Raw genomic sequence first — 23,887 nt, 5'->3', positions numbered from 1 at the left:
CTGGCAGCATCCCCGCCGTGGAGGTGACCGCAGGCGACGTCGACGCCCTCGTCACCGGGGTGCTGCTGCTGGGCTCCGGCGGGGGTGGCGACGCCCGGGTGTACGCCCACGTGCTGCGCTCGGTGCTGGCGGCGGGCCCGGTCCGGCTGCACTCCCCCGCCGAGCTCGGCGACGCCCCGGTGCTGCCGGTCGGGATGCTCGGCGGCACCCGGGTGCTGGGCGAGAAGCTGCCCTCGGGCGACGAGCTGCCCGCGGCCGTGCGCGCGCTGGTCCGCTGGACCGGGGTCGAGCCGGCCGCGGTCATGCCGTTCGAGGCGGCCGGCCTGAACGGGGTGCTCCCGCTGCCGCTGGCCCACCAGCTGGGGCTGCCGCTGGTCGACGCCGACCTGATGGGGCGCGCGCTGCCCCGGGTCGACCAGCTGACCCGGGTCGTCGCCGGGGGTGCGGTGACGCCGATGGCGCTGGCCGAGCCGGCCGGGCAGACCGTCGTCGTCGACGGCGGGGACCCGGTGTCGACCGAGCTGACCGTGCGGGCGTTCGTCGCCCAGGCGGGCGGCTGGGCCGGGGCCGTGATGGCGCCCGCACCGGCCTCGGCCGCGCTCGGCGACGCCTGCCTGGGCACGCTGGGCCGCGCGCTGGGGCTGGGCCGCGCGCACGCCGGGCTCGGTGACACCCCGGCACCGGCCCGGGTCGCCGACGCGCTCGGCGGGCACCCGGTCGGCGGCGGCCGGGTGGTGGACGTGCGCCGCTCCCCCGTCGGCCGGTTCGGGCGGGCCGCGGTCACCGTCGACGCGCCCGGCACCGGCGTCCTGCGGATCGAGGCGGAGAACGAGTACCTGCTGGTGCTGGCCGACGGGGAGCCGGTGGCCGCGTCGCCGGAGGTGATCGTGCTGCTGGACCGTCGCTCGGCCGCGCCGATCGCCGCCGACGCCGTCCGCTCCGGCGACGACGTGCTGGTCCTGGTGCTGCCCGCCCCGCCGTGGTGGGCGTCCCGTCCCGACGCCGCCGTCCACGTCGGCCCGCAGGCGTTCGGCCTGGGTCCGGCTGCGACGGCTCCGCACGCGGCGCCGTCCGTCCCCGCGCCGTCCGTCCCCGCGGCGGCCCACTGCGGACCGGAAGCACGACGGTGACCGGCGGCCTGCGGCTGTCCGGGCTGCTCGCCCACCCCGACTGGGCCGCGGTGACCACCCTGGGCGGGCCCGCACCGGACGGGGCGGGCATCGAGCGGGTGGTGACCGTCGCCGACCTGCACGCCGACCCGGGCGACGCACGGGCGGCGCTGCTGACGGTCGCGGTGTCCGCGCCGCGCGAGGACTGGCACCTGGACGTGCTGCTGCGCCGCGCCGTCGCGGCCGGGGCCGCCGCGGTGCTGCTCGCCGGGGACGATCCGCTGCACCCGGCGAGCCGGCTGCTCGCCGGGCGGATCGGGCTGCCGGTGCTCGGCGCCCCGGACGCGCTGGCCGCCGCGCTGACCGCGACCCGGCTGCTGCAGGAACCCGACCAGGTGGTCGCGGCACTCGTCGGGCGGACGGCGACCGTGTGCGGGGTCCCGCACGGCGGCGTCGACGACCTCGTCGCGGACCTCGCCCGGACCTGGCGACGCCCGGTGTGGCTGCTCGACCCGGGCGGCTCGGTCGTCGCGGGTGCGGACGCGACGGGCTCGGCGACCCCGCCGCCCGTTCCCGGGGCGGCACTGCTGGAGGTGGCGTTCGGGCCGGGCCCGCCGGACGGCCGCCTGGCCGTCGCGGAGCCGGAGGGTGTGCCCGCCGAGACCGCCGCGCTGCGGGCGGCGCTGGCGGTCGCCGCGAACTCGGTGCGGCAGCGCCTCGCCGAGCAGCGGCTCACCGTGGAGCGCGACGCGCGGCTGCGCACGGCGCTGCTCGCCGAGATCCTGCAGGCCGGGGACCCGCTCCCCGCCGGGCTGCGGCGGCGCGCGCTCGACGCGGGCTGGTCGCTGGACGGCTGGCACGCTGGCCTGCGGATCGACGTGCCGTCCTCGGTGGACGTCGTCGCCGCCCGGGAGCAGGTGCTGCGGGCGGTGGAGACGGCGCGGCTGCGGGCGGTCGTCGTCGAGCAGGGGCCGGGGTGGAGCGCCTGGACGACGTTCGACCACGAGCCCACCGCCGGTGAGCTGCAGCAGCACGCGACGGCCGCGCGGCGCACCCAGTGGCTGCTGCGCGAGTCCCTGCCGACCTCGACCGGGGTGGGCCGGGTGCACCGCGGTGCGGGCGGGCTGGCCCGCACCCTCGGCGAGGCCGGGGACGCGGCCCGGCTGGCGGCCGAACGCACCACCAGCGGCCGGTTCGTCCACGTCGACCGGCTCGGCCTGGGGGCGCTGCTGCTGGCCTGGACCCGTACCGACACGTTCCTGCCCGCCGCCCGGTCGATGCTGGAACCGTTGCAGGGCAGGCCCGGGGACCTGCTGACGACGCTGACCGCCTACCTGGACGCCGAGTCGTCGCTGACCGAGACCGCGGCGGTGCTCGGGGTGCACCGCAACACCGTCGCGACCCGGATCGAACGGGTACGCCACGTGCTCGGCGTCGACCTCGCCGACCCGGACGAGCGCCTCGCCCTGCATCTCGCGTGTCGCAGCGTGCTGTTCCACAGCTGAACGCGGCTACGGTCGGGGTATGAGCGCGGACCCGATCGGCTACGCCGAGCAGGAGGAGACGGTGCGGGCGCTGTCCCGCCACTACACGGGCGGGGCGCTGGACGTCGACGCGTTCGACGCGCGGGTGCGCCGGGCCCGGGCGGCGACGACGCGGTCGGAGCTGGCGGCCCTGTTCACCGACCTGCCCGAGCCGCACCCGGCGTCGCTCACCGGGGTGCCGACGGGCCCGTCCGCCGCCGGCGACGACCCGAGCGGTGGTCCCGCCGGTGCGGATCCCGCGACCACCGGTCCCACCGCCACCGGTCCGACCGCGGCGGATGCCGCCGCCCCAGGTCCGGCCACCACCGGCGCGACCGCGCGCACCGGGACGTCCACCGGCACCGGCTCCCCGGGCGCCCACGACGACGGGCACGACGGTGACGCCGAGCGCACCGCGCGCTTCGCGGTCCCCGGCCCGACCCGGGCCACCCCGTACCCGGATCCGTCGGGTCACCCCGCGGCGGGCCCCTACCCGGACCCGTCGCCGACGACCGCGGGGCCCCGCCCGCCGTGGCCGGCCCCCGGGACGCCCGGCTACCCGGGCGCGGGGTACCCCGGCGGGACGTACCCGTCCGGGCCGTACCCGGACGTCGGCCCCGCGGGCATGTCCCCCGGCGGCTGGTTCCCCGGCGGGCCGGCGTGGGCCGCCGGGGCGCCGAGCTGGGCGTCCGGGCAGCAGCACCCGGGCGCGGCCTACCCGCCGCACCCCGGGCCCCCGTCCTACGGGCCCTACGGCTACGACCCGTCCGCGCCGTACGGCCGCGAGCCCTACTCGGGGCTGCCGTACTCGGACAAGCAGAAGATCGTCGCGGGGCTGCTGCAGCTGTTCCTGCCGTTCGGCATCGGCCGGTTCTACTCGGGACACACCGGTCTGGCCGTCGCGCAGCTGCTGGTCACGTTCCTGACATTCGGGATCGGTGCGATCTGGTCGTTCGTCGACGGGATCGTGGTGCTCGCCGGGTCGCCCCGGGACCCGGAGGGACGCCCGCTGCGGCCCTGACCACCGTCCGGCGCGGTCGCCCGTCGGCGCGGCTCACGGTCGCCCGTCGCCGCGGCGGAGGATCACTCGTCGGCGCGGCGGGCGAAGCGGAACGGGCGGTCGGCCCACTCGGCGTCGACCGGGCGCGGGTCGAACTCCCCGGCCAGCACCGCGCGGGCCGCGAGCAGCCCGGCGCAGGACACCGCGTTGACGATCTCGCCGGAGAACACCATCCCGACGGCCTCGGCGATCGGGATCCAGCGCAGCTCCAGGTCGGCCTCCTCGTCGTCGCCCAGGTCGGGGCGGGGCTTCTCGACGAGCTCGCGCGCCAGGAAGATGCGGACCGACTCGTCGGAGAACCCGGGCGAGGGCACGACGTCGAGCAGCACCGACCAGTCCGACGCGGACAGCCCGGCCTCCTCGGTCAGCTCCCGGTCGGCGGTGACCGCGGGGTCCTCCCCCGCCACGTCGAGCAGGCCGGCGGGGAGCTCCCACAGCCGTCGCCGGACGGCGTGGCGGTACTGGTGCAGCATCCGGACCCGCCCGGCCTCGTCCACCGCGACGACGGCGACCGCCCCCGGGTGCTCCAGGATCTCGCGGGTCGCGACCCGGCCGCCGGGCATGACGACGCGGTCCGACCGCAGCGCCATGACGCGGCCGGAGTAGATGTCGGTGGCCGAGCGGACCGGGAAGTCGTGCTCACCGGGGCGGGTCACCGGGTCACCGCCCGGCGGGTGCGCAGTTCGATCACCCGTCGGACAGTAGTCGCCGGGCCAGGCCCGTGCGGGGCGCGCGGGCCGTGCGGGCCGCGTGCCGCGCCCGGCGGCAGGGCCCCGGGCCGCCGTGCCGGACCGGGCCACCGTCGGCGGCCCGGTCCGGTCGGGGTCAGCGGGCGGAGGTGCTCTCGGCCCGGGCCACGCCGTTGCCGCCCGCAGCGACGGCGACGTCGTCGCCCTCGACCGTCTCGGCGTCGTCGGCGTCGGTGTTGTCCCGGCCGGGCAGGTGCACCGGCAGCCGGTCCTCGGCCCGGTAGCGCAGCGCCGCCTTCACGAACGCCGCGAACAGCGGGTGCGGCCGGGTCGGGCGGCTCTTGAGCTCGGGGTGCGCCTGGGTCCCGACGAAGAACGGGTGCTGCGACGACGGCAGCTCCACGAACTCGACCAGCGTCCCGTCCGGGGAGGTCCCGAACACCAGGCCCGCCTCGGTGAGCTGCTGGCGGTAGGCGTTGTTGACCTCGAAGCGGTGCCGGTGCCGCTCGGAGATCTCGCGCGACCCGTAGGCCTTCGCCGCGACCGAGCCGGGCTGCAGCACCGCCGGGTAGGCACCCAGGCGCATGGTGCCGCCCATGTCCCGCTCGCCCGCGACGACGTCGCGCTGGGTCGCCATCGTCGAGATCACCGGGTGCGCGGTCTCCGGGTCGAACTCGGTCGAGCTGGCGTCCTCCAGGCCGGCGACGGTGCGCGCGGTCTCGATGACCATGCACTGCAGGCCCAGGCACAGCCCCAGGGTGGGGATGCGCCGGGTGCGGGCGTGGGTGATCGCGCCGAGCTTGCCCTCGATGCCGCGGATGCCGAAGCCGCCGGGGATGAGCACTCCGTCGACGCCGTCGAGCGCCTCGGCCGCACCGGCCGGGGTCTCGCAGGAGTCCGAGGGCACCCAGCGGATCGCGACCTTGGCGTGGTGGGCGAAGCCGCCGGCCCGCAGCGCCTCGGTGACCGAGAGGTAGGCGTCGGGCAGGTCGACGTACTTGCCGACCAGCGCGATCGTCGCGGTCTCCCGCGGGTGGTGGACGCGGTCGAGCAGGTCACCCCACACGGTCCAGTCGACGTCGCGGAACGGCAGCCCGAGCCGGCGCACGACGTAGGCGTCGAGGCCCTCGCCGTGCAGCACCTTCGGGATGTCGTAGATCGACGGGGCGTCCGGGCACGCGGCGACGCCGTCGAGCTCGATGTCGCACATCAGCGAGATCTTGCGCTTCATGCCCTCGGGGATCTCCCGGTCGGCACGCAGGACCACCGCGTCGGGCTGGATGCCGATGTTGCGCAGCGCCGCGACGGAGTGCTGGGTCGGCTTGGTCTTCAGCTCGCCCGACGGCGCCAGGTACGGCACCAGCGACACGTGCAGGAAGAAGCAGTTGTCCCGGCCGACCTCGTGGCGGACCTGGCGGGCGGCCTCGACGAACGGCAGCGACTCGATGTCGCCGATGGTGCCGCCGACCTCGGTGATGACGACGTCGGGGGCCAGGCCCTCGGCGTCGGGCTCGGCCATCGCGAGGACGCGGTCCTTGATCTCGTTGGTGATGTGCGGGATGACCTGGACGGTGTCACCGAGGTACTCGCCGCGGCGCTCCTTGGCGATGACCTCGGAGTAGACCTGGCCGGTGGTGACGTTGGCCCGCCCGGCGAGGTCGCGGTCCAGGAACCGCTCGTAGTGGCCGACGTCGAGGTCGGTCTCGGCACCGTCCTCGGTGACGAAGACCTCGCCGTGCTGGAACGGGTTCATCGTCCCGGGGTCGACGTTCAAGTAGGGGTCGAGCTTCTGCATGGTGACGCGAAGCCCGCGCGCGGTGAGCAACTGACCGAGACTGGAGGCGGTCAGGCCCTTACCCAGCGAGGACGCGACCCCACCGGTGACGAAGAGATGACGGGTGGCGCGAGTCTGCACGGAGTTTCAGCCTACCGATCGGTCAAGGGGCGGCGGGAACCGGCCCCACCGTTCCGGCCCCGGAACCGTAGCGGCCGGTGCCTCCTGCCTGTCGTTCGGCGAGCGCGAGCACGGTCGCGACCCGCCCGGCACCGGTGCCGACGCCGTCGACGGTGGCGAGCCGGCCCACCGGACCGGCCCCGGCCGCGCGGGCGGCGGCGACGGCCGAACCGTCCGCGGCGTCCCGCCCGGCCAGCACGGCCCCCGCACCACGACGGTCCAGCTCGGCGGCCAGTGCCGCGGCGGTGGCCGCCGAGGCGCCGGCGTCCACACCGGAGTACGCGGCCCCGGTGACGACGACGGCCACCCGTCCGGCCGCGGGCCTGCCCTGCGGGGCCTCGGCGAAGCCGCCACCGGCGAGCCCGGCGAGCACCGCGCCGGCCCCGTCCGGGTCGGGTGCGGGGCCGTCGGGCGGGGCCAGCAGCGCGGAGCCGAGCAGCCCCCCGGCGAGCGCACCGGCGTCGGTGGCCGTGGGGAGCTGCGCCCCCGACGGCAGCAGCCGCGCGGACAGGTCGCGCAGCTGGTCGGCGCGGGCCGGGTCGGTGACGGCCGGGGTGAGCACGACCTCCCCCGCGACGCTGCCCCCCGCGGCGACGACGAGCTCGGCGACCGCGCGCGTGTCGGCCGGGTCGGCACCGAGCGCGACGACGGTCACGGGCACCCCGGTGAGCTTCCCGCGCACCAGGTCCGGCCCGACGCGGCCCGCGAACTCGTCACTGGCGTGCAGCTGCGCGGCCAGGGTGTCGCGTTCGACGCTCAGCCGGGCGGTCTCGCCCGTGTCCGTCCCCGAGGCCGCGACGTCGGCGATGCGCTGCGGCAGACCGACGACGGCGAGGACGAACCCGGCCGCGAGGGCCAGCACGAACACCGCGACCAGGGCGATGCGGTGGTGGCGCCGCGAGATCACGCCGGGAACCATCCGGCGACCAGGGCCCGCACGCTCTCCAGCACGCCACGCATCCACTCCAGCACCGCGGGGCCGCCGCCGGACACGAGCACGGCGACGACGACCGCGACCACCGCGGCCGCGATGAGCAGCAGCAGCGGCGCGAACGAGGTCCGGCTCCGGTACATCTGGGCGATCATCGCGCCGTCGACGACGCTGCCCCCGGCCTGCAGCCGGGTCAGGAACGTCGAGGCGTTGCTGCCGGACCGCCCGCGGTCGAGGAACTCCCCCATCGACGCCGACAGCCCGACCGTGACGATCATCGAGGCGCCGCAGTGGTGGGCGAGCAGCAGGGCGAGGTCCTCGGGGTTGGCCATCGACGGGAACGTGACGGCGCTGGCACCCAGGTCCTGCACCCGGTGCAGCCCCGGGGCGTGCCCGTCGGGGAAGGCCGGGACGACGACGTCGGCGCCGCTGGTCAGCGCCTGGTTCGACACCTCGGACGGGTCGGCGACGATGAGGTCCGGGCGGTGGCGCGCGTTGAGCAGCGCGTCCGCTCCCGCCCCGACGCCGACGAGCACCGGCCGGTACTCCTTGATGTAGGCCTTGAGCCGCTTCAGCACGGCGAGGTGCTCGAACCCGGCGGCGACGACGAGCACCGGCCGCCCGTCGAGGGCGACGTCGACCTCGGGGACGCCGTGCCCGTCGAGGAGCAGCGAGCGCTCGCGGCGCATGAACTCGATGGTGTTCGCGGCGAACGCCTCGAGCTGGTGGGTCAGGCCCTGCTTGGCCTCGTCCAGGGCGTCGGCGACGGTGTCCTCGGTCTGCTCGCGGCCCTCGCACAGCGGCTGCTCGCCGGTGTAGAGGACGCCGTCGTGCAGCCGCACCCGGATGCCGTCCTTGACCGCGCGCAGGGTGTCGGGACCGCAGTCGTCGACGAGCGGGATGCCCGCCTCGACGAGCACCTGCGGGCCGAGGTTCGGGAACCGGCCGGAGATCGACGGGGCGGCGTTGACGACGGCGGCGACCCGGGCGGCGACGAGCGCGTCCGCGGTCGCCCGGTCCAGGTCGACCTGGTCGATCACGGCGATGTCGCCGGGGCGCAGGCGCCGGAGCACCGACTCGATACGGCGGTCGGCGCGGGCCGGGCCGGTCAGGCCCGGCAGCTCCGGTCGGGAACGGTGCAGCAGGCCGGACAGCTTCATGTGGCGCACTGTGACAGGTGGGGCGTCCGTGACCACGCAGGCACGCCGCGCGAGACCGGGACGTCACCGGCCCGGACGATCCCCCGTCGCGCCCCGGGTGGCGGTGCCCGGAGCACCGCGCCGCTCACCCACAGCGACGGCACGCCGCCCGGGCGGCCGTCGGCCGGGCCCGCTCAGCCGGCCCGGGCGACCCGGCGGCGCCGCGACGCGGCGGCGGGACGGTCCGCGGCGCCGTCCGGGTCGGCGCTGTGGGACTCGGTGCCGCGGGAGTCGGTGCCGCGCGACCCGGGGACCGCCCCCTCCGCCGCCGCGGTCGCGACGCCGGTCTCCGTGTCCTGCGCGGTCCGGCCGCGCCGGGACTGCGCGCGACGCGACCGGGCCTCGGCCAGGTCCGCGGGCCGGGTCGCCGCGCGGTCGGCCTCCCGGTGCGCGGTCGCGGCGCTGAGCAGCTCCTCGGCGTGCGCGCGGCCGGTGTCGGTGTCGTCCATCCCGGCCAGCATCCGTGCCAGCTCCCCGGTGCGCTCCTCCTCGGTGAGCCGCCGCACGCTGGAGCGGGTGACTCCCGACCCGGACGCCTTCTGCACAACGAGGTGCCGGTCGGCGTACGCCGCGACCTGCGGGAGGTGCGTGACGACGATGACCTGGTGGCGGGCCGCCAGCTGCGCGAGCCGGCGGCCGATCTCCACCGCGGCCCGGCCGCCGACGCCGGCGTCGACCTCGTCGAACACCATGGTCGGCACCGGGTCGGCACCGGCGAGCGCGACCTCCAGGGCCAGCATGACCCGGGACAGCTCGCCGCCGGAGGCGCCCTTGTGCAGCGGCTGGGCCACCGCCCCGGCGTGCGGGACGAGCCGGATCTCGACCTCGTCGACGCCGCTCGACCCGGCCTGGCAGCGCCGCCCGCCGACCTCGAGCACCGGCCCGGTGTCGGCGGCGGGCCGCGGCTGCACGCCGACCTGCAACGTCGCGTCCTTCATGGCGAGCCCGGCGAGCTCCGCCGTGGTCGCCTCGGCCAGCCGGGACGCGGCGGCGGTGCGCGCCGCGGTGATCGCGGCGGCGTGACCGGCCAGCTCACCGGCGAGCGCGTCACGGCGGGCCGACAGCTCGGCGAGCGCCTCGTCGGAGGTGTCGAGCCCGGACAGCCGGTCGCGGGCGGTGGCGGCCCAGGCCAGCACGCCGTCGGTGTCCGCGGCGTACTTGCGGGTGAGTGCCTTGAGCTCGGCCTGGCGGGTCAGGACGCGCGACAGCAGCTCGGGGTCGGCGTCGAGCCGGTCGAGGTAGCCGGACAGCTCGGCCGCGGCGTCGGCGAGCACCGCGATGGCCTCGGTCAGGCGCGGGCCGAGCTCCTCCAGCGCGGGGTCACCACTGCCCTCGGCGAGCCCCTTGGCCTGCCCGGCGAGCCCGACGGCGCCGGGGGCCTCGCCGTCGTCCGAGCCGGACAGTGCGAGGTGTGCGCTCTCGGCGGCGGCCCGCAGGTCGTCGGCCTCGGCCATCCGGCGGGCCTGTTCGACGAGCTCGCGGTCCTCACCGGGCTGCGGGTCGGCGGCCTCGATCTCGGCCAGACCGTGGCGCAGCAGGTCCGCCTCCTGGGCGAGCCGGCGGGCGTTGTCCCGCCGCTCGGCGAGCTCGGTGACCACCTGCAGCCACTCGGTGCGCACCGCCCGGTAGGCGGCCAGCGGGACCGCGACGGGGTCCCCGGCGAAGCGGTCGAGCAGGGCCCGCTGGTCGGAGCCGCGCAGCAGCCGCAGCTGGTCGTTCTGGCCGTGCACGGCGAGCTGGGTCTCGGCGAGCCTGCCCAGCACCCCGTTGGGCACCGACCGCCCGCCCAGGTGGGCCCGGGAGCGCCCGTCGGCCGACACGGTGCGGGCCGCGATCAGCGACCCGTCGTCGTCGGCCTCGGCGCCCACCTCCTCGGCCAGCTCCAGCGCCCCCGGCGAGGCCGCGAACCGGCCCTCGACGACGGCGCGCTTCGCCCCGGCCGACACCCGCGAGGACTCCGCGCGGCCACCGCCGAGGAGGTTCAGCCCGGTCACGACCATGGTCTTCCCGGCGCCGGTCTCGCCGGTCAGCACGGTCAGGCCCGGGTCGAGCTCCAGGGTCGCGTCGTCGATCACGCCGAGGCCCTGGATCCGCATCTCGGACAACATGCGTGGGACCATACGTTCGAACACCGACAGCGTTCGAGCCCCGACACGCGAACGGCACCGAACGGATGTTCCCGTGCGCCGAACGGTCGATCAGGTGTTCGAACCCGGGGGCTGGGTCCGGGCCCCGCGCCAGCCCCGGACGGGCAGGTCGAACTTGCGGACGAGCCGGTCGGCGAAGGGCTGCGCGGCCAGGCGCACCATCCGCACGGGCTCCGACGCGCGCCGCAGCTCCACCCGGGCCCCGGGCGGCACCGCGACGGTGCGACGGCCGTCGCAGTCCAGCACGGCGGACGGGCCGTCGGCGGACACCTCGATCGCGACGGTGCTCTCCGGCGCGATCACCATCGGCCGGGCGAACAGGGCGTGTGCGTTGCTGGGGACCACCAGCAACGCCTGCACCTGCGGCCAGATGAGCGGCCCGCCCGCGGAGAAGGCGTAGGCGGTGGAGCCGGTCGGGGTGGAGCAGAGCACCCCGTCGCAGCCGAAGGAGGACACCGGGCGGCCGTCGACCTCGAGGACGACCTCGAGGATGCGGCCGCGGGTGGTCTTCTCGACGACGGCCTCGTTCAGCGCCCAGGCCCGGCCGAGCACCTGTCCGGCGGCGGTGACGACGGCCTCGAGGGTGGTGCGTTCCTCGACCTCGTAGTCGCCGTCGGCGAGCTTCTGCAGCGCCTCGGGCAGGGTGTCCTCCTCGGCCTCGGCGAGGAAGCCGACGTGGCCGAGGTTGACGCCCAGCAGCGGTACGCCGGCGTGGCGGGCGAGGTCGGCGGCGCGCAGCAGGGTGCCGTCACCGCCGAGGACCAGGACCGCCTCGGCGCCGCGGGCGCACTCGGGGCTACCGGGGACCGGGACGGGCTCGTAGCCGACAGGGACGTCGGGGTCCGCGGCGAGCTCGGCCCACTCGTCGGCGAGCACCCGGGTGCGCAGGCCGAGGCGCCCGAGCTCGCCCATCACGTGCAGCGCGGTCTTGCGGTTGGTGGGCCGCCCGGTGTGCAGGACCAGCAGGATGTCCCTCATGCGGGGCCGTCCGCGACCGCGGTGGCCAGCATCGGCGCGAGCTCGGGCTGCTCGGGGGCGACGCCGGCCGGGCCGTCGGCGGGCCGGCGCAGGTGCAGGAAGTACTCGACGTTGCCCGACGGGCCGGGCAGCGGGCTCGCGGTCGCGCCGAGGACGTGCAGCCCGGCCGCGGCGGCGGCGGTCGCGACCCCGTGCAGCGCCTCGGTGCGCAGGCCCGGGTCCCGCACGACCCCGCCGGAGCCGAGCCGGTCCTTCCCGACCTCGAACTGTGGTTTCACCATGGGCAGCAGGTCGCCTCCGGGCGCGGTGCAGGCGGCGAGGGCCGGCAGCACGGTGCGCAGCGAGATGAACGACAGGTCGGCGACGGTCAGGTCGACCGTCCCGCCGATCTGCTCCGGTTCGAGGGCCCGGACGTTGGTGCGGTCGTGCACGTGGACGCGCTCGTCGGACTGCAGCCGCCACACCAGCTGGCCGTACCCGACGTCGACGGCGACGACCTCGGCCGCCCCGCGGGTGAGCAGCACGTCGGTGAAGCCGCCGGTGGAGGCGCCCGCGTCGAGGCAGCGCCGTCCGGCGGGGTCGACGCCGGTGAACGCGTCGAGGGCGCCGAGCAGCTTCTTGGCGCCGCGGGAGGCCCAGTCGGGTTCGCCGTCGTCGTCCGGGCGGACGAGGACGGGTGCGTCCCGGTCCACCACGGTGGCGGGCTTCGCCGCCGGCATGCCGTTGACGACGACCCGGCCCGCGGCGATCAGCTCGGCGGCCTGGCCGCGGGAGCGGGCGAGCTTGCGGCGGACGAGCTCGGCGTCCAGCCGGGCACGGGTGGGACCCATCGTCACTCCCGTTCCGAGCCGGCGCTCAGCGCGCGGCCGAGCGCGGCGTGCACCCGCTCGAACGCGGCCGGGTGCTCGGAGACCGGACGGTCGTCCAGCGCGTCGAGCGCCGCGACGGCCGCGTCGACCTCGGCACGCAGGGCCGCGACCGGGCGGTCCTGCTCGGGCCGCGGGTCGCCCGGACGGGGTCCGGGTGCGGGAACGCTCATGGATGATCTCCGGGGACGGGGTTCTGACGCCACGGTAGCCGACGGTCCCGACTGCGGCCGCGACGCGGCGTCACCGCCCTGGCCGCTCCGCCAGGCCGAGGTCCGCCAGCGCCGCGGCCGCGGCCGCACCGTCGGCACGGACGTCCTGGACGCCCTGCTCCCAGGCCACCGCACACAGGGCACGCAGCGCGTCCACCGTGGGTTCGGGGCCGTCGCCGTCGCCGGACAGCACGAGCGTGCCGCCGTCGGCGCGGACGTCCCAGCCGGGCCGCGGCCCGGGGGCCAGCTCGTCCGGTGGCCGGGTGAGCGCGGCGAGGTCGGCGCCGATGTGGGTGGGCCGCAGCTCCGGGGCGGCGGCGAGCAGCTCCGCCGCGCCGCTGACCCCGGTCAGGACCATCAGCGACGGGGCACCCATGGCGTTGGCACCCTCGATGTCGGTGTCGAGCCGGTCCCCGATGACGAGCGGGGCCTGCGCGTCGCCGCACCCCTCGCGGAGCAGCCGGTCGGCGGGCTTGCCCGCCACCTGCGGCCGTGCGCCGGTCGCCGTGCGCACGACCTGGACCATCGAGCCGTTGCCGGGCAGCGGCCCGCGTTCGGTCGGCAGGGTGGGGTCGACGTTGGAGGCGACCCACAGCGCTCCGGCCCGGACGGCGACGACCGCCTCGGCCAGGATCCGCCACCCGGTGTCGGGCGAGTGCCCCTGGACGACGGCGTCCGCGCCCTCGGCGTCACCGACGACGGCGAGCCCGCGGGCCCGGACCTCGTCGGCCAGCGCCGACGTGCCGACGACCAGCACCCGCGCGCCCGGCGGGAGCTGCTCGGCGAGCATCGCGGCCGCGGCCTGCGAGCTGGTGCGGACGTCCTCGACGCGCGCCGGGAAGCCGAGCTCGGCGAGGTGCGCCGCGACGTCGGCGGGGCTGCGCGAGGCGTTGTTGGTGACGTACACCGTGGGCACGCCGCGGTCCGCCGCCCCACGCACCGCCTCGACGGCCCCCGGGACGACCTCGGGGCCCCGGTACAGGGTGCCGTCGAGGTCGGCCAGGAGGACGTCGTGGCGGGAGAGCAGGTCGTCGGTCACCGGTCGCCGGCCCCGGTGTCCGGGCCCTGCCGGTGGTCCGCGGAGGGAGCCGCCCCGGAGGCGTCCGGCTCCTCGGCCACGGCGTCCCCGTCGGTGTCGCCGCGGACGTCGCCCGTCCCGCCCTCGTCGGTCCCGTCGACGCCCGGGGCCTCGGTCCCGGACGCGTCGTCGGCGCCGGGGTCGCCGGCGGCGTCGACAGCAGCGTCGGTTGCGGCGTCGGTTGCGGCGTCGGTTGCGTGGTCGACGTCGGCTGCGTCGTCGGCGTCGGCGTCGGCGTCGGCGTCGATCCGAGCGGACGGTGCCGGGGCGTCGGTGTACGGCGCCTCGGCGTGGTCGTCGACGGCCGGGGGCTCGTCCTCCCAGCCGACGGAGAGCTCGTCGTCGGCGCCCTCGAGCTCGTCACCGGTCAGCTCGGCGATCCGCGCGGCGGCGTCGGTCTCCCGGTGCTGGTCGGCGTCGTGGGCGTGGACGAACCACTGCACCGCTTCCGACTCCCGGCCGGCGGCGAGCAGGTTGTCGGCGTAGGCGTAGAACAGCCGCGCGCTCCACGGGTCGCGGCGGACCGCGTCGAGCTCCGGGACCTGGAGCCCGACGACGGCGGCGTCGGCCTCACCCAGGTCGCGCCGGGCTCCCGCGGCGACGATGAGCAGCTCGATCCGCTCCTCGTGGCCGAGGTCGCGGGCCTCCGGGCTGCGGGCCAGGTCGAGAGCACGCTCGGGACGGCCGAGGGCGCGCTCGATGTCGGCCATGACGTGCACGTGCCCCGGTCCGCCGCCCATCCGGCGGGCGGCGCGGAACTCGCCGAGGGCCTCGTTCCACTCCCCCGCGTGGTAGGCGACGATGCCGGCGGCCTCCCGGACGACGGCGATCCGCGACGCCCGGCGCCGCGCGTAGCGCACGTGCTCGAGCGCCTGCACGGCGTCCTCGTCGACGAGCAGCCCCGCGGCGACGAGGTGCCGCGCCACGACCTCGGCGGTCTCCTTCTGGAGGCCGCGCAGGTCCCGGCGCACGCTCGGGTCGAGCTCGGCGGCCGTCACCGAGTCCGGCAGGTCCGGCTCGGCGACGAAGGTCCGCTCGGCCGACTCCGGGATCGCCCGTCGCGGACGGGCGTCGCGGTCACGGCGGTCGTCGCGGCCACGGTCGTCGCGCCCACGGTCGTTCCGGCCCCGGTCGTCGCGCCTGCGGTCGTCACGGCCGGAGCGCGGGCCCCGGTCGTCCCGGCCGCCACGCGGGCCACGGTCGTCGCGCTCCCGGCGCGGGCCACGGTCGTCACGGTCACGGAGCGGGCGACGCTCGTCGCGCCCGACGGGACGCTCGGCACGGTCCGTGCGCGGGCCGTCGGCGGTGTCGCCCTCGGACCCGGTCGTGCCCGGGGCGGTCCCGGCGTGGTCGACGGCGTCGGCCTCGGTACCGGCCCCACGGGAATCGGTCACGGGGGTGCCGGTCCGGTCCCCGCTGTCGGTCCGGGGGGCGTCGGGCGCGGTGCTGTCCGTGCTGCCCGCGTCGTCGGTGCGCTCGTCGCGGGTGACCGGCGCGCCGGCCGCCTCCGCGGGCGAGGTCTCCGGAACCCGGGTGTCGGAGGCGGTGCCGCCGGTCGCGGCGGCCGACTCCGGCGTGTCGGTCGTCGACGGCGTCACGGCAGGCGCGTCACCGGCCGGCTCGGCCCGCACAGCGTCCGACTGCGCGACGTCCTCGGGCTCGACGGCCGCGGACCGCTCGGACGGGCGGTCGTGCGACGGGCGCTCCTCCCGGGCACGGTACGGGCGGTCGTCACGGTCCCGGGACGGGCTGCGCCGGTCGTCGCCGCGGTCGTCGCGACCGCGGGGCGCGCGGTCGTCACGGTCCCGGTGGGGACGGGCACCACGATCGTCGTCGCGCTGGGGACGGGGCCCACGGTCGTCACGGTCCCGGAACGAGCCGCGCCGGTCGTCACCGCGGTCGTCCCGGCCGCGCGGCGCACGGTCGTCGCGATCGCGGTAGGGACGGGCACCACGGTCGTCGCGGCTGCCCGAGGAACGGCCGCCGCGGTCGTCACGGTCCCGGGACGGGCGGCCGGCCCGGTCGTCGCGATCACGGAACGAACGGCCGCCACGGTCGTCGTCGCGCTGCGGACGGGCGCCACGGTCGTCACGGTCCCGGAAGGAGCGAGCACCGCGGTCACCGGACGGACGTCCCCCGCGATCGTCACGGTCGCGGAACGAACGGCCACCGCGGTCGTCGTCGCGCTGCGGACGAGGGGCACGGTCGTCACGGCCGCCGAAGGAACGGCCGCCGCGGTCGTCGCGGTCGCGGAAGGAGCGGGCACCGCGGTCGTCACGGTCGTCACGGTCGCCGGAGGGGCGACCGCCGCGGTCGTCACCGCCGCGGAACGGACGGCCGCCACGGTCGTCACGATCACGGGCGGGCCGTCGGTCGTCACGGCCACCGAAGGAACGGCCGCCACGGTCGTCACGGTCCCCGGACGGGCGTCCCCCGCGGTCGTCGCGACCGGGGAAGGAGCGACCGCCACGGTCGTCACGACCGGAGAACGATCGGCCACCTCGGTCGTCACGGCCGGAGGAGGGACGACCGGCGCGGTCGTCGCGGTCCCGGAACGAGCGTCCGCCGCGGTCGTCGTCGCGCTGCGGACGGGGGCCACGGTCGTCGCGGTCACGGTAGGGACGGCGGTCGTCACGGCCCGCGGAGGGCCGGCCACCGCGGTCCTCGCGTCCACCCCGGAACGAGTCACGCCGGCCGGTGCCACCGGAACGGCGGTCGTCGTCACGGGCGGGGCGACGGTCGTCGTCGCGACGCGGCCCGCGGTCGGAGCGGTCGTCGCCGCGGAAGCCGCTGTCGCGCCGGCCGGTGTCGCGTCCGCCCCGGTCGGACCAGGTGCGGCCCTCGGTGCGGCGCTCGCCCGGACGTCCCCGGTCGTCGCGCGCACGGTCGCCGCCGCTGCGGTTGCCCCGGTCGTCACGACGCGTGCGGTCGTCGCCGTCGCGGCGCCGTCCCCGCTGGTCATCGCCGCGCGACCATCCCGACCCGCTGCGCGAGCCGCGCTCCTCGCCTGCCCGGCCGTTGCCGGGACGTTCCCCGTCCGTCACGTGGTCAGGGTACAAACGAACACCGTCACTTCCGCGGTCGGCGACCGCACTGGGCGAACCGGTCCGCGCAGCGAGGCGGACACGGCTGCAGACATACGAAAAAAGGGGAGTCCACAGCGGCTTCTACACCGTTGCGGACTCCCCTTTCAGAGGTTGAATGTCGGCGGCGACCTACTCTCCCACACCCTGGCGAGTGCAGTACCATCGGCGCTGGAAGGCTTAGCTACCGGGTTCGGAATGGGACCGGGCGTTTCCCTACCGCAATGACCACCGACAACACTATCCAACTATCACCCCACCCCCGAAAACCTAGGGGCAGGGGTCGAGCACACAAGCCGACTCACAACCCCCCGACTCACCGGGGGATGTGGATGGTTGTGGACTCAGGGTCACACAGTGGATGCGAACAACTCGTTGTGGCAAGCCCTCGGCCTATTAGTACCGGTCAACTCCACCCCTCACAGGGCTTCCATCTCCGGCCTATCAACCCAGTCATCTACTGGGAGCCTTACCCACTCGAAGGTGGTGGGAGACCTCATCTTGGAACAGGCTTCCCGCTTAGATGCCTTCAGCGGTTATCCCTCCCGAACATAGCCAACCAGCCGTGCCCCTGGCGGGACAACTGGCACACCAGAGGTTCGTCCGTCCCGGTCCTCTCGTACTAGGGACAGCCTTCCTCAAGTCTCCAACGCGCGCGGCGGATAGGGACCGAACTGTCTCACGACGTTCTAAACCCAGCTCGCGTACCGCTTTAATGGGCGAACAGCCCAACCCTTGGGACCTACTCCAGCCCCAGGATGCGACGAGCCGACATCGAGGTGCCAAACCATGCCGTCGATATGGACTCTTGGGCAAGATCAGCCTGTTATCCCCGGGGTACCTTTTATCCGTTGAGCGACACCCCTTCCACAAGGTGGTGCCGGATCACTAGTCCCGACTTTCGTCCCTGCTCGACCCGTCAGTCTCACAGTCAAGCTCCCTTGTGCACTTACACTCAACACCTGATTGCCAACCAGGCTGAGGGAACCTTTGGGCGCCTCCGTTACTCTTTGGGAGGCAACCGCCCCAGTTAAACTACCCACCAGGCACTGTCCCTGAACCAGATCATGGCCCGAGGTTAAGACACCCAATTCGACCAGAGTGGTATTTCAACAACGACTCCACCACCACTGGCGTGGCGATTTCACAGTCTCCCACCTATCCTACACAAGCCGAACCGAGCACCAATACCAAGCTATAGTAAAGGTCCCGGGGTCTTTCCGTCCTGCCGCGCGTAACGAGCATCTTTACTCGTAGTGCAATTTCGCCGAGTCTGTGGTCGAGACAGCGCCCAAGTCGTTACGCCATTCGTGCAGGTCGGAACTTACCCGACAAGGAATTTCGCTACCTTAGGATGGTTATAGTTACCACCGCCGTTTACTGGCGCTTAAATTCTCCGCTTCGCCCCGAAGAGCTAACAGGTCCTCTTAACGTTCCAGCACCGGGCAGGCGTCAGTCCGTATACATCGTCTTGCGACTTCGCACGGACCTGTGTTTTTAGTAAACAGTCGCTTGGGCCTGGTCTCTGCGACCGGCCGTCCCTAGCCCGCAAGGAGCCTCAAGACAACCGGCCCTCCTTCTCCCGAAGTTACGGAGGTATTTTGCCGAATTCCTTAACCACAGTTCGCTCGATCGCCTCGGTATTCTCTACCTGACCACCTGTGTCGGTTTGGGGTACGGGCCGCAACAGCACTCGCTAGAGGCTTTTCTCGACAGCATGGGATCACCCTCTTCGCCTCAATCGGCTACGCATCACCTCTCACCCTTTGATGAGCCCCGGATTTACCTAGGACTCGGGCTACAGGCTTACACCACGACAACCACCGCGTGGCGGAGCTACCCTCCTGCGTCACCCCATCACTTGCCTACTACCAGATCGGATCCCACGCTCCCCCACAAACACAACTCCCGAAGGAGCCGAGGTGGGTTCGGATGGTTAGCATCACCGGCCTTGGCATGGACGCACTGTCACGAGCACGGGAATATCAACCCGTTGTCCATCGACTACGCCTGACGGCCTCGCCTTAGGTCCCGGCTCACCCTGGGCGGAACAACCTGGCCCAGGAACCCTTGGTCATCCGGCGGCAGAGATTCTCACTCTGCATTCGCTACTCATGCCTGCATTCTCACTCCCACACCCTCCACCCGTAAATCACTCCCGGGCTTCACCAGATGCAGGACGCTCCCCTACCCAACAACACCTAAAGATGTCATTGCCACGGCTTCGGCGGTGCGCTTGAGCCCCGCTACATTGTCGGCGCAGGACCACTTGACCAGTGAGCTATTACGCACTCTTTCAAGGGTGGCTGCTTCTAAGCCAACCTCCTGGTTGTCCGGGCGATCCCACATCCTTTCCCACTTAGCGCACGCTTAGGGGCCTTAGCCGGTGATCTGGGCTGTTTCCCTCTCGACCACGAAGCTTATCCCCCGCAGTCTCACTGCCGCGCTCTCACTCACCGGCATTCGGAGTTTGGCTGACTTCGGTAAGCTTGTCGGCCCCCTAGGCCATCCAGTGCTCTACCTCCGGTGAGAAACACACGACGCTGCACCTAAATGCATTTCGGGGAGAACCAGCTATCACGAAGTTTGATTGGCCTTTCACCCCTACCCACAGCTCATCCCCCAGGTTTTCAACCCTGGTGGGTTCGGGCCTCCACGACGTCTTACCGACGCTTCACCCTGGCCATGGGTAGATCACTCCGCTTCGGGTCTACACCCCGCGACTACAGCGCCCTATTCGGACTCGCTTTCGCTACGGCTACCCCACACAGGTTAACCTCGCCACGAAGCATAACTCGCAGGCTCATTCTTCAAAAGGCACGCCATCACCCTGTACCACGAAAGCACTGCAGGCTCTGACGGCTTGTAAGCACACGGTTTCAGGTACTATTTCACTCCCCTCCCGGGGTACTTTTCACCTTTCCCTCACGGTACTTGTCCGCTATCGGTCATCAGGTAGTATTTAGGCTTGACGGGTGGTCCCGCCAGATTCACAGCGAATTTCACGGGCTCGCTGCTACTCGAGAACACGCCCACAACAGAACCCAGTGTTTTCGCGTACGGGGCTATCACCCACTACGGCCGACCATCCCAGAGTCGTTCCGCTAACACAGGCTCTTGCTGTCCCATCCTCGGCAGAAGATGAACGACACGTCTCACAACCCCGCACCCGCAACGCCTGCCGGCTTGACACGGACACGGTTTAGCCTCTTCCGCTTTCGCTCGCCACTACTCACGGAATCACTATTGTTTTCTCTTCCTGTGGGTACTGAGATGTTTCACTTCCCCACGTTCCCTCCACGCACCCTATGAATTCAGGTACGGGTAACGCCCCATGACGGGCGCTGGGTTTCCCCATTCGGACACCCTCGGATCACAGCTCGGTTGACAGCTCCCCGAGGCCTATCGCGGCCTCCCACGTCCTTCATCGGCTCCTGATGCCCAGGCATCCACCATGTGCTCTTAACAACTTGACCACAACAAGATGCTCGCATCCACTATGCAACACTCAACCCACAACCACACCAGACCGAGAAGAAGCCACCACACCCGAAACCAACCGGGGCGTTAGGACAACCCTCAACCTGAGCGGCCAAAGAAAACAACCCACAGGGTGTCTTCTCAGGACCCAACAGTGTGCCAAGCCGATACGGTTCGACGTGCTGCGTTCCACCCAACGCACCCAACCCACGAACGGGGCCGCTGATGCGATTCAATGAAGGAACCACAGACACCCAAAATGAGCACAACTCACTTACGAGCGTGTGGTGCCCCATCACATGATGGGACTCCTTAGAAAGGAGGTGATCCAGCCGCACCTTCCGGTACGGCTACCTTGTTACGACTTCGTCCCAATCGCCAGTCCCACCTTCGACAGCTCCCTCCACAAGGGTTGGGCCGCCGGCTTCGGGTGTTACCAACTTTCGTGACGTGACGGGCGGTGTGTACAAGGCCCGGGAACGTATTCACCGCAGCGTTGCTGATCTGCGATTACTAGCGACTCCAACTTCACGGGGTCGAGTTGCAGACCCCGATCCGAACTGAGACTCACTTTAAGGGATTCGCTCCACCTCACGGTCTCGCAGCCCTCTGTATGAGCCATTGTAGCATGTGTGAAGCCCTGGACATAAGGGGCATGATGACTTGACGTCATCCCCACCTTCCTCCGAGTTGACCCCGGCAGTCTCCCATGAGTCCCCACCATTACGTGCTGGCAACATGGAACAAGGGTTGCGCTCGTTGCGGGACTTAACCCAACATCTCACGACACGAGCTGACGACAGCCATGCACCACCTGCACACCAACCACAAGGGAAGCCCTATCTCTAGGGATGTCTGGTGCATGTCAAACCCAGGTAAGGTTCTTCGCGTTGCATCGAATTAATCCACATGCTCCGCCGCTTGTGCGGGCCCCCGTCAATTCCTTTGAGTTTTAGCCTTGCGGCCGTACTCCCCAGGCGGGGCGCTTAATGCGTTAGCTGCGGCACAGAAACCGTGGAATGGTCCCCACACCTAGCGCCCAACGTTTACGGCGTGGACTACCAGGGTATCTAATCCTGTTCGCTCCCCACGCTTTCGCTCCTCAGCGTCAGTATCGGCCCAGAGACCCGCCTTCGCCACCGGTGTTCCTCCTGATATCTGCGCATTTCACCGCTACACCAGGAATTCCAGTCTCCCCTGCCGAACTCAAGTGATGCCCGTATCGACCGCACGCTCAGAGTTAAGCCCCAAGTTTTCACGGCCGACGCGACACACCGCCTACGAGCTCTTTACGCCCAATAATTCCGGACAACGCTCGCACCCTACGTGTTACCGCGGCTGCTGGCACGTAGTTGGCCGGTGCTTCTTCTCCAGGTACCGTCAATTGCTCTTCGTCCCTGGCGAAAGAGGTTTACAACCCGAAGGCCGTCATCCCCCACGCGGCGTCGCTGCGTCAGGCTTCCGCCCATTGCGCAATATTCCCCACTGCTGCCTCCCGTAGGAGTCTGGGCCGTGTCTCAGTCCCAGTGTGGCCGGTCGCCCTCTCAGGCCGGCTACCCGTCACCGCCTTGGTAGGCCATCACCCCACCAACAAGCTGATAGGCCGCGGGCCCATCCCCCACCGAAAAAACTTTCCACCACCAACCATGCGATCAGTGGTCCTATCCGGTATTAGACCCAGTTTCCCAGGCTTATCCCAGAGTGGAGGGCAGGTCACCCACGTGTTACTCACCCGTTCGCCGCTCGTGTACCCCCGAAAGGGCCTTACCGCTCGACTTGCATGTGTTAAGCACGCCGCCAGCGTTCGTCCTGAGCCAGGATCAAACTCTCCAACAAAACCCTGACTTGCAACAAACAACTGGCCACAACACCCGACGGGATCGAATGCTGCAACCAAACAAACAATTTGGCACAAAACGCCAAACCGAATAAATAGCTCGACACACTGTTGAGTTCTCAAAAGACACCCGCACTCGAGGACCGGGCCTGATGGCCGTCGCCCCGGGGCGTCAGAGTCGGCCCCGCTAGGAGGCAACTTTCTTATGCTACGTGTACCGGAGAGCAGCGTCAAGCCTTACTCCGGGCGGCCGGATCTCCACCGAGGTGGAGTTCGTGGGCCGTCGCCTCCGGGCCGGATCAGCGTCCCTGGCCTCTCGGCCAGTCTCGCTCTCGTCCGTCCCGTCCCGGCGACAACGAGAAAGTTACAGGACGGCCCGGAGGCGATTCACAGGGGGGTACCTTTTCGGCGTTCCCGCAGGTCAGCGGCCGATCACGCCGATCCGACCCGCACACCGGCCAGGTTGCGCTTCCCCCGCCGCACCACCAGCCAGCCGCCGTCGAGGACGTCCCCGGCACCCGGGACCCACTCCTCGTCGACGACCTTCACGTTGTTGACGTACGCGCCGCCCTCCTTCACGGCGCGGCGCGCGGCCCCCTTGCTGTCGGTCAGGCCGGTGGCGACGAGCAGGTCGACGATCGTGTCGGCCGGGCCGGCGTCGGCCGTCGGCACCTCGGCGAGCGCGGCGCCGAGGGTGGCCGCGTCCAGGTCGGTGAGCTCCGCGCGGCCGAACAGGGCCTGGCTCGCCGTCGTCACCTGCCTCGTCTGCTCCTCGCCGTGCACCAGCGTCGTCAGCTCGGCGGCGAGACGTCGTTGCGCGCCACGCAGATGCGGCTTCTCGGCGAGCTCGGTCTCCAGCGCCTCGATCTCGGCGCGGTCGAGGAAGGTGAAGAGCTTGAGGTAGGTGATCGCGTCGGCGTCGGCGACGTTCACGAAGTACTGGTACCAGGCGTACGGCGAGGTGCGGTCCGGGTCGAGCCAGACGTTGCCGCCCCCGGTGGACTTGCCGAACTTCCGGCCCTCGGAGTCGGTGACCAGCTGCAGGGTCAGCGCGTGGACGTGGTCACCGGTCACCCGGCGGACGAGGTCGACACCGCCGACGATGTTGCCCCACTGGTCGGACCCGCCGATCTGGAGCCGCACCCCGAGCTCGCGGTACAGGTGCAGGTAGTCCTGGGCCTGGAGCAGCAGGTAGCTGAACTCGGTGTAGGACATCCCGTCGCCGGCGAGGCGGCGCTTCACCGTGTCCCGCGAGATCATCGTGCTGACCGGGAAGTGCTTGCCGAGGTCGCGGAGGAACTCCAGGACCGTCTGCTGCCCGGTCCAGTCCAGGTTGTTGACGGCGACGGCGCCGGTCGGCCCGTCGTCGAAGGACACGAACCGCTCCAGCTGGCCCCGGATGAGCCCCGTCCAGTCGGCGACGGTCGAGGCGTCGTTGAGCGTCCGCTCCCCCACGTCGCGCGGGTCCCCGATCATCCCGGTCGCCCCACCGGCGAGGATGACCGGACGGTGCCCGGCCTCCTGGAAGCGGCGCAGGGTCAGCATCGGGATCAGGTGCCCGGCGTGCAGGCTCGACGCGGTCGGGTCGAAGCCCGCATAGATCGACACCGGGTCGTCGGCGGCGAGCTCCTTCGCGAGCGCGTCGCGGTCGGTGCTCTGCGCGATCAGGCCGCGCCACTCCAGGTCGTCGAGGATGTCGGTACCCACGGTGCCCATCTTGGTCGGGCCGCCGCGGCCCGTG

Annotated in this window: 14 protein-coding genes and 3 rRNA genes; 3 read left to right on the top strand and 14 right to left on the bottom strand. The window is 72.5% G+C overall.

What is annotated here, in order from left to right:
- Positions 1–17: 17 nt before the first annotated feature.
- The 3 genes from KPL57_RS45355 to KPL57_RS45345 are packed head-to-tail and all read left to right on the top strand — an operon-like array spanning position 18 to position 3,653.
- The gene (locus KPL57_RS45355) at positions 18–1,130 is read left to right on the top strand and encodes a DUF917 domain-containing protein (protein ID WP_226356522.1); all 1,113 of its coding nucleotides are present in this window, start codon (positions 18–20) and stop codon (positions 1,128–1,130) included.
- Positions 1,127–2,614, top strand: coding sequence for a CdaR family transcriptional regulator (locus tag KPL57_RS70765; RefSeq protein WP_226356521.1), 1,488 nt, complete (start codon positions 1,127–1,129; stop codon positions 2,612–2,614). Before KPL57_RS45355 ends, KPL57_RS70765 begins: the two co-directional genes overlap by 4 nt.
- 19 nt (positions 2,615–2,633) lie before the next feature.
- Positions 2,634–3,653, top strand: coding sequence for a DUF1707 domain-containing protein (locus tag KPL57_RS45345; RefSeq protein WP_226356520.1), 1,020 nt, complete (start codon positions 2,634–2,636; stop codon positions 3,651–3,653).
- A 62-nt stretch (positions 3,654–3,715) separates the two neighbouring features.
- Here the strand turns inward: KPL57_RS45345 and KPL57_RS45340 are convergent, their stop codons facing one another.
- The 14 genes from KPL57_RS45340 to tyrS form a co-directional block, all read right to left on the bottom strand.
- Positions 3,716–4,348: an NUDIX domain-containing protein gene (locus tag KPL57_RS45340; RefSeq protein WP_073575225.1), complete on the bottom strand. Its 633-nt coding sequence runs from the start codon at positions 4,346–4,348 to the stop codon at positions 3,716–3,718.
- Between the two features lie 169 nt (positions 4,349–4,517).
- Positions 4,518–6,296 (bottom strand): CTP synthase, encoded by a 1,779-nt coding sequence (locus KPL57_RS45335; RefSeq protein ID WP_226356519.1) that lies wholly within the window; start codon positions 6,294–6,296, stop codon positions 4,518–4,520.
- Between the two features lie 22 nt (positions 6,297–6,318).
- Positions 6,319–7,242, bottom strand: coding sequence for a copper transporter (locus KPL57_RS45330; protein WP_226356518.1), 924 nt, complete (start codon positions 7,240–7,242; stop codon positions 6,319–6,321).
- Complete coding sequence (gene steA, locus KPL57_RS45325; protein WP_226356517.1) at positions 7,239–8,426, bottom strand: putative cytokinetic ring protein SteA; 1,188 nt, start codon at positions 8,424–8,426, stop codon at positions 7,239–7,241. The genes KPL57_RS45330 and steA overlap by 4 nt, the downstream gene beginning before the upstream one ends.
- Positions 8,427–8,599: 173 nt before the next feature.
- Positions 8,600–10,573: a DNA repair protein RecN gene (gene recN / locus KPL57_RS45320; protein ID WP_226356516.1), complete on the bottom strand. Its 1,974-nt coding sequence runs from the start codon at positions 10,571–10,573 to the stop codon at positions 8,600–8,602.
- 90 nt (positions 10,574–10,663) lie between these two features.
- Positions 10,664–11,590 (bottom strand): NAD kinase, encoded by a 927-nt coding sequence (locus tag KPL57_RS45315; protein WP_226356515.1) that lies wholly within the window; start codon positions 11,588–11,590, stop codon positions 10,664–10,666.
- Entirely contained in the window at positions 11,587–12,420 is an 834-nt protein-coding gene (locus tag KPL57_RS45310) for a TlyA family RNA methyltransferase (protein ID WP_226356514.1), read from the bottom strand. Before KPL57_RS45310 ends, KPL57_RS45315 begins: the two co-directional genes overlap by 4 nt.
- Before the next feature lie 2 nt (positions 12,421–12,422).
- Positions 12,423–12,629, bottom strand: coding sequence for a hypothetical protein (locus tag KPL57_RS45305; protein WP_062402852.1), 207 nt, complete (start codon positions 12,627–12,629; stop codon positions 12,423–12,425).
- Between the two features lie 70 nt (positions 12,630–12,699).
- Positions 12,700–13,707 carry an HAD-IIA family hydrolase gene (locus tag KPL57_RS45300; RefSeq protein WP_226356513.1) on the bottom strand — a complete coding sequence of 336 codons (1,008 nt, stop codon included), beginning with the start codon at positions 13,705–13,707 and terminating at the stop codon, positions 12,700–12,702.
- Positions 13,704–16,790: a hypothetical protein gene (locus tag KPL57_RS45295; RefSeq protein WP_226356512.1), complete on the bottom strand. Its 3,087-nt coding sequence runs from the start codon at positions 16,788–16,790 to the stop codon at positions 13,704–13,706. Before KPL57_RS45295 ends, KPL57_RS45300 begins: the two co-directional genes overlap by 4 nt.
- A gap of 158 nt (positions 16,791–16,948) precedes the next feature.
- Positions 16,949–17,065, bottom strand: a 5S ribosomal RNA gene (gene rrf, locus KPL57_RS45290).
- A 140-nt stretch (positions 17,066–17,205) separates the two neighbouring features.
- Positions 17,206–20,305, bottom strand: a 23S ribosomal RNA gene (locus tag KPL57_RS45285).
- Between the two features lie 320 nt (positions 20,306–20,625).
- Positions 20,626–22,145: ribosomal RNA gene (locus KPL57_RS45280) — 16S ribosomal RNA — on the bottom strand.
- The 16S, 23S and 5S rRNA genes sit together here, the layout of an rRNA operon.
- Positions 22,146–22,578: 433 nt before the next feature.
- Positions 22,579–23,853, bottom strand: a complete 1,275-nt coding sequence (tyrS, locus tag KPL57_RS45275; RefSeq protein ID WP_226356511.1) for a tyrosine--tRNA ligase — start codon at positions 23,851–23,853, stop codon at positions 22,579–22,581.
- Between the last annotated feature and the right edge of the window lie 34 nt (positions 23,854–23,887).

This window comes from Pseudonocardia sp. ICBG601 (genome assembly GCF_020496245.1).
Note: the sequence above shows the minus strand (reverse complement) of the source record. Positions and strands in the feature narration are given on the sequence as shown.

Coding starts and splice junctions, on each gene's coding strand:
- KPL57_RS45345 (WP_226356520.1), top strand. CDS start 2,634: ATGAGCGCGGACCCGATCGGCTACGCCGAGCAGGAGGAGACGGTGCGG.
- KPL57_RS45310 (WP_226356514.1), bottom strand. CDS start 12,420: ATGGGTCCCACCCGTGCCCGGCTGGACGCCGAGCTCGTCCGCCGCAAG.
- KPL57_RS45315 (WP_226356515.1), bottom strand. CDS start 11,590: ATGAGGGACATCCTGCTGGTCCTGCACACCGGGCGGCCCACCAACCGC.
- KPL57_RS45305 (WP_062402852.1), bottom strand. CDS start 12,629: ATGAGCGTTCCCGCACCCGGACCCCGTCCGGGCGACCCGCGGCCCGAG.
- recN (WP_226356516.1), bottom strand. CDS start 10,573: ATGTTGTCCGAGATGCGGATCCAGGGCCTCGGCGTGATCGACGACGCG.
- steA (WP_226356517.1), bottom strand. CDS start 8,426: ATGAAGCTGTCCGGCCTGCTGCACCGTTCCCGACCGGAGCTGCCGGGC.